The sequence below is a fragment of the Dolichospermum sp. LEGE 00246 genome (genome assembly GCF_015207865.1).
In the GTDB taxonomy this organism is placed as follows: Bacteria; Cyanobacteriota; Cyanobacteriia; order Cyanobacteriales; family Nostocaceae; genus Dolichospermum; species Dolichospermum heterosporum.
In genome coordinates this window covers 1-5539 of the sequence record NZ_JADEWA010000368.1, presented here as the reverse complement: position 1 = coordinate 5539, position 5539 = coordinate 1, and the positions used below count along the sequence as shown (strand labels likewise).

6 protein-coding genes are annotated in these 5539 nt (G+C 37.3%); 4 read left to right on the top strand and 2 right to left on the bottom strand.

From position 1 onward, the window contains the following. The 4 genes from IQ228_RS19920 to IQ228_RS19905 all read left to right on the top strand — a co-directional run. A partial coding sequence (locus IQ228_RS19920; RefSeq protein ID WP_193964099.1) for a hypothetical protein occupies positions 1 to 688 on the top strand: 688 nt, incomplete at its 5' end. 77 nt (positions 689 to 765) lie between these two features. Then, positions 766 to 1758 (top strand): pentapeptide repeat-containing protein, encoded by a 993-nt coding sequence (locus IQ228_RS19915; protein ID WP_027404872.1) that lies wholly within the window; start codon positions 766 to 768, stop codon positions 1756 to 1758. A gap of 103 nt (positions 1759 to 1861) precedes the next feature. Next, positions 1862 to 2587, top strand: coding sequence for a hypothetical protein (locus tag IQ228_RS19910; protein WP_193964097.1), 726 nt, complete (start codon positions 1862 to 1864; stop codon positions 2585 to 2587). 129 nt (positions 2588 to 2716) lie between these two features. Further along, positions 2717 to 4237, top strand: coding sequence for a bifunctional ADP-dependent NAD(P)H-hydrate dehydratase/NAD(P)H-hydrate epimerase (locus IQ228_RS19905; protein ID WP_027404874.1), 1521 nt, complete (start codon positions 2717 to 2719; stop codon positions 4235 to 4237). Positions 4238 to 4318: 81 nt separating this feature from the next. Here IQ228_RS19905 and rplL read toward each other — a convergent pair whose 3' ends face one another. Both rplL and rplJ read right to left on the bottom strand, forming a co-directional pair. Further along, entirely contained in the window at positions 4319 to 4708 is a 390-nt protein-coding gene (rplL, locus tag IQ228_RS19900) for a 50S ribosomal protein L7/L12 (protein WP_027404875.1), read from the bottom strand. A gap of 86 nt (positions 4709 to 4794) precedes the next feature. Continuing rightward, a complete protein-coding gene (gene rplJ / locus IQ228_RS19895; RefSeq protein WP_193964095.1) occupies positions 4795 to 5346 on the bottom strand; it encodes a 50S ribosomal protein L10 in 552 nt (183 codons plus the stop codon). Between the last annotated feature and the right edge of the window lie 193 nt (positions 5347 to 5539).

Sequence of the window (5539 nt, the reverse complement as noted above, 5' to 3'; positions counted from 1 at the left end):
CAGTAAACCAAAACAATATTCTATAATTGCCAGTATCATTATCAAAGAATTACAAAAATTATATCCAACCTCTGATCAGCAGACAGGAATAATATTAAATCAAGTTAATGAAGAAGATACAGGCATAATATTGAATCAATCTGACCACAATATTTCTATATTTTATCATAGTGAAAAAACATCATTAAATCCATCAACTGTATCTTCAAGCATTTCAACAAAATATCAATATGATCAATTTGATTTGCGGCAAAACTTGATGAAATATACTAGCCCATTAAGGGCAAAAATAATTTTATTTTCCGCACTTGATAAAAAATTTACTTTCAATGAAGAAGACTGGTTGAAACTAAAATCTGAAGAACTGGATAGTTTATTGCAGAAATTATTTGATTCTTGTCCAACTATCGGAGAACTTGAATCTAAAATTAACAGTACAGTTATCTCTTTAGGGAACCTAGATAAAAATAATCAAGCATCTGGTGTAATCATCAGGGTCATGCGTACCTTGTATGGTAATATGCCAGTTGATACCAAGTCACATAAACCGCCTAATAGTTATTTACCTGAAAGAACTAAACCACCTACTAATCCTAATTATCAACCTGTACACACTCAAGCTGATGATTTAGATGATTCTGATGACAATGGCAGTAATACCTGTCAAATTACAATACCGCCTACTTGAAATATACTCAATCACAAAGAATCAAACCTATTTTTGATTTTGGAAACCTTTATCACAATAATTGAGAGATATCTATTATGGATGCCAAAGAACTTCTGAACCGATATGCAAATGGAGAAACAAAATTTATCAACGCAAACTTAAATAACATAAATCTATTTGATGCAGATTTAATTGGTATAAATTTAAATCAGGCAAATTTGCGTAACTCTATCCTAACTTTTAGCTATCTAAGTCAAGCTATTCTCAATAATGCCAATCTAATTTGTGCAAATCTTCGTGGTGTAAACCTAACTCAAGCACAGTTACAAAATGCCAACTTACATGATGCTGACTTGCATGGTGCAACGTTGCAGGGGGCTGATTTGCGTAATGCTAATTTAACTTTGGCACATCTACTAGATGCTAACTTAATGAATGCTGATTTGCGCGGTGCTGATTTGAGTGGTGCTAACCTTACAGGTGCTTGTCTTCGCGGTGCTAACCTGCGAGAAGAAAAAAGAGCCTATTATGCTAATCTCTTAGGTGCTAACCTCCATAAAGCTGACTTACGCAGTGCTAATTTAACTGGTGCAAACTTAGCTAAGGTAAATCTAAGTGGTGCTAATTTAAGTGAAGCCACGCTGCGTAGTGTAGATTTGAGTGGTGCTAACCTGAGCGGAGCTATCTTACAAAATACCACTTTAACTGAGACTAATCTAGAAGGCTGTAATTTGAATGGTGCTAATCTGACAAATGCTAGACTGGCAAAAGCGAATTTGACTGAAGCAGAATTAATAGGTGCTAACTTGCAGGGTGCAATCATGCCAGAAGCTATCCTAATCAAAGCCAAGCTCAACCAAGCAAACCTCAGTTTTGCTAGACTGAGTAAAGTTAACTTTAGTCGAGCTAATCTCCGCGAAGCTGATCTAACTGAAGCAGAATTAGTATATGCTTGTTTAGCAATGACGGACTTTACCGATGCTAATTTAACCAAGGTAAATCTACTCGGTGCAGAAATTAGTACGACAAATCTCACAGGTGCAAATTTGTTTAAAGCGATTATGCCTGACGGAACAATTGGCTACTAAAAATCAATAAATTCATGAGTAATCTCACCGCTTTAATGCTCTTTCAAATTATTCTACAATATTGGAATTAAACTCAAAACTTTTGCAAAAACTGGTAACAAATATGCCTATTTTAAGAGTTGGTCGTTTTACCTCTTTACCCGTATTTTCTTTGCTGATAAGTGGAAGTTGGATGTTTCTCGGTGAATATAGTTGGGTTCAAGCTCAAATACCTAATAATATTCCCATATTAGCCCAAGGAACACTTCCATACCCCCAAGACATATCCATTGACCAACAGCCATCATCGCAGTTACCATCAGTCAAATTATATCAATCTCAAGGTATACAATATAGTCAATATAATCAAGGATTTGATCGGTATTTTGTTTATGTTGACAGTAATAATTCTCAAGTTTTACAGCGAGTTCGGCAAATTGAAACTAATGCCTATATTCGCAATTATAATGGACGTAAGGTTATCCAATCTGGCGTTTTTAATGGACAATCTAATGCTAAACAACGAGTAAGAGAATTGGAATTGAATGGTATTCCTGGCGCAAAAATTGTTGATTCTGATAATATAGAATTATCTAATACCCAAAATTATCAACAAGAAAACAGAAATTCATATTATGTAGTTATTCCCAGTAATTCTAATAGATTAATTTCTTTAGGGACAGAAATTCGCCAAAGAGTTAGTATTAATATTAATGTATTTAGGAGAAGTCAGCCATTGGGATCGCACATAGCTGTAGGACCATTTAGCGATCGCTTGGAAGCAGAACAATGGAATAACTATTTGAAAAATTCAGGTTACGGCAATGCCAGGGTCTATTATGGCAAATAAGTCTGAACTATGATTTTTGTGATGAAGATGATTAGTTTCCTTAACCGATAAATTAATTATCTTCATCAAAATAATCAAACAAATCATAGTTCAGACTTTTTATGAAAAATGACAACTAACAACTGACCAATGACTAAAGAAAAATTTATTGTTACCGCAAGCCAAATGCGGGAAATTGAAGCCAGAATATTTACAGCAGGAATGCCTGTAGCTGCTTTAATGGAAAAAGTAGGAGGACTAATTTTCCAACGCTTACAGGCTATTATTTCCCCAGGAAAATGTGTAGGAATTTTAGTCGGACCCGGTCATAATGGAGGAGATGCCTTAGTAGTAGCTCGTGAATTGCATTTTCGCGGTTATCAAGTTTGGATTTATCAACCTTTTTCTAAATTAAAAGAATTAACTTCTCAACATTTCCAATATACACAAAGTTTAAAAATCCCCTGTTATCAAGAAATTTCCCAATTACCAAGTTATGATTTTTTAATTGATGGTTTATTTGGCTTTGGTTTAGAAAGAGAAATTACTGATTCTATCGCTGCGGCAGTTAATTATTTTAATAACAAAAATCAACCCATTATTAGTATTGATATACCTTCAGGTTTACATACAGATACAGGGGAAGTTTTAGGAACAGCTATCCAGGCAACTTATACATTTTGCTTGGGTTTATGGAAACAAGGTTTATTACAAGAACAAGCATTACCTTATATTGGTCAAGCCGAATTAATTGATTTTGATATTCCCCTAGCAGATATTCAGGCTGTAATCGGTGATATTCCCAAAATCAAACGCATTACACAAACAACGGCATTATCCACCTTACCTTTACCCCGTCCCCTCATTACTCACAAATACAAACAAGGACATTTATTATTAATTTGTGGTTCTCGACGTTATGCCGGTGGAGCGATTTTAACAGGTTTGGGTGCGCGAGCTTCTGGTGTGGGAATGCTATCTATTGCTGTTCCAGAATCCTTAAAAATGTTGTTAGTTTCCCAGTTACCAGAAGCCTTAATTATTGGTTGTCCTGAAACAGAAACAGGAGCGATCGCTAGTGTACAATTACCAGAAAATATAGATTTAAATTCATTTACTGCGATCGCTTGCGGACCCGGTTTAACCAAAGATAATATATCTATTATTCCCGAAATAATTCAATGCGAATGTCCCCTAATTCTTGATGCTGATGCCTTAAATATTTTAGCACAAATAGGCACTATCCCCCGCCTAAAACAGCGAAAATCAGCCACCGTCCTCACACCCCATACAGGAGAATTTAAGCGATTATTTCCGAATATTGACCACACAGACCGAATCAAAGCCATCCAAACAGCAGCCCAAGAAAGTGGTGCTATAGTCCTATTAAAAGGAGCAAGAACAGCCATATCTAATCCCCAAGGTAATGTTTGGATAAATCCTGAAAGTACCCCAGCCTTAGCGCGTGGAGGCAGTGGTGATGTATTGACTGGTTTATTAGGGGGACTATTAGCGCAAATTATGAATAAAGAAATTCTTATAGAAGATATAGTCGCAACTGCCGCTTGGTGGCATTCCCAAGCAGGAATATTAGCAGCACAAACAAGAACAGAATTAGGAGTTGATGCCTTTACACTCACACAATATTTAATGCCAGTTTTGAAAAAATAATAATTGAGTAATGGGTAATGGGTAATGGGTAATGGGTAAAAAATTCTTCCCAATTACCCATTACCAATCACCTAATAACAATTACTTAACTGTTACCTTACCACCAGCTTCTTCAATCCGCTTCTTGATATCCTCAGCAGCGTCCTTAGTTACAGCTTCTTTAACAGCTTTAGGAGCAGCTTCTACCAAGTCCTTAGCTTCTTTCAGACCTAGACCAGTGATTTCACGAACGATTTTCAAGACAGCAATCTTCTTATCAGCAGGTACAGAATCCAGAATTGCATCAAATTCGGTCTTCTCTTCTACTACTTCAGCAGCAGCAGCACCAGGAGCAGCCATCATCATCATGCCACCACCAGTAGCAGCAGCACTAACACCAAAAGCTTCTTCGATTTGCTTAACCAATTCAGAAGCTTCTAATAAGGTCAAAGATTTCAATTGTTCTAAAATTTGTTCGGTTGCAGCAGACATGGATATAACTCCTAAAGAATGTATGATTTGTTAGTTTTTAGTTATCTAGTTGTCATTGGTCAGTAGTTAATTTTTACTGACTACAACTAACTTTCGGTAGCACTTTCAGAACTATCGCTATTTTCTTTTTCAGCAACAGCTTGCAAAGCGCGAGCCAAGGAACTGGGAACTTCGTTGATACCAACAGCCAGCTTGGTAGCCACACCGTTGATAGCTCCAGCAATTTGAGCCATGAGTTGTTCCTTAGAAGGCAAGTCTCCTAGAGCCTTGACATCAGCTTCACTCAGGACACGACCTTCCATCACACCGCCGCGAATTTCTGTTTTCTTGGTGGCTTTTTGGAATGCTTGGTAAGCTTTAATCGCAGATAAATCTTCTTTAACTAGCAGAAATGCAGAAGAACCATTCAGTAATTCTGACATTGGCTGCCATTGTTCCTGATCCTTAATCGCAATACCCATAAAGGTGTTTTTTGTCACCTTACAGATAGCACCACTAGGACGGAGTTGCCGACGCAAATCGGTGATTTCAGCAACAGTTAACCCCTGATAATCAATTACCAGTGCTAAAGTTGATACACTCAAACTTTCTTTGAGATCAGCTACTATCTCTTTCTTGTTTTCTAACGTTCTTCCCATACTTGTCTCACCTCCAATGTCAGTTGTCAGTGGTCAGTTGTTAGTTGTCAGTTCTTACTCTATTTTCTGTCACCTGTCACCTGTCACCTGTCACCTGTCACCTGTCACCTGTCACCTGTCACCTGTCACCTGTCACCTGTCACCTGTCACCTGTCACCTGTCACCTGTCACCTGTCACCTGTCACCTGTCACC